Annotated in this window: 1 pseudogene; it reads right to left on the bottom strand. The window is 48.7% G+C overall.

The window, feature by feature from the left end:
* Positions 1–1,331: pseudogene (vmeD, locus tag R7Q38_RS23510) on the bottom strand (multidrug efflux RND transporter permease subunit VmeD); the annotation flags it as partial.

Below are 1,331 nucleotides of genomic sequence, written 5' to 3'. Positions count from 1 at the left end.
TGCGTACATTAGCGGGATAAGGCCGGCAATCATCGCCGCAGTGGTCATCAGAATTGGACGAAGACGCACTTTCGCCGCCTCCATTACTGCATCGATTCGAGACAGTTTGTTGTGCAGCTGCTCTTCTTTTGCTACTTCACAGATCAAGATACCGTGTTTGGTGATCAGACCGACCAACGTGATCAGACCGACCTGCGAGTAGATGTTCATCGAGGCTGTGCCCCAAGCCAAGGCGATCAACGCACCACACACCGCTAGCGGTACCGATACCATGATAACGATAGGGTCACGAAGTGATTCAAATTGAATCGCAAGAACCAAGAAGATGATGGCTAACGCAAGACCAAATGTTGCGTATAGCGCGCTACCTTCCGTCACCAACTGACGTGCTTCACCCATGTAGTCGTGGTTGTAACCGGCAGGCAGTTTGTTCTGCGCTACGTCCTCGAACCAGTTAATTGCATCACCCATTGCGACGCCAGGCGATGGTACAGCACCAACGGTTGCTGAGTTCAGCTGGTTGAAGTGAGGCAATGAGCGAGGCTCGGCGACAACATCAATAGTGATCAGGCTACCAAGTGGTACTGCTTTTCCATCCACAGAACGAACGTAGTAGTTCTTCATTGATTCTGGATTTAAACGCCATTTACGTTCAACTTGAGGAATTACCTCGTATGAACGGCCATTTAGGTCGATACGGTTTACGTAGCCATCAGCCATCATGGTGCTTAGCGTGATACCGATGTCTTGCATCGTCACACCGTATGCGCCCGCCTTGTCTTTATCGATCTTGATCTTCATGGTTGCAGAGTCGTAGTTCAGATCTAAGTCCGAGTAGACGAACATTGGACTGCTGGCTACGTCTGTCAGAACGTCACTTGCGATCGTAAACAAGCTTTCGAAGCTGTTTGGTGTCGTGATAACGAACTGAATTGGTAGACCTGAACCCGCACCAGGCAGTTCTGGCATCTGGAATGCCGTGATTGACATGCCTGGTACGCTTGCAACTAATCCACCAACACGTTTGGTGATCTCAGATTGGCTGGCTTCACGCTCACTCCAAGGTTTAAGTGTTGCTAGACCAAACGCTTGGTTCGAGTTAGGAACACCGTTAAATACCTGCGCGTATTCTACCTCTGGTTGATCCGACAGAATCTTGTTTACATCGTTCATGGTGTTTTGGATGTAATCCAAGTTCGCGTTCGAAGGTGCGGTACCCATAAGTACAACTACACCTTTGTCTTCCGAAGGTGCAAGTTCACTAGGAATGAACTTGAACAAGATAGGTAAGCTCGCAAATACAATAATGGCAAATACAATCACAACCGGAC

Origin of the sequence: Vibrio sp. Vb0598, from assembly GCF_033338935.1 — a bacterium.
Taxonomy (GTDB): domain Bacteria; phylum Pseudomonadota; class Gammaproteobacteria; order Enterobacterales; family Vibrionaceae; genus Vibrio; species Vibrio alginolyticus.
This window is presented reverse-complemented; position numbering and strand designations above follow the sequence as displayed.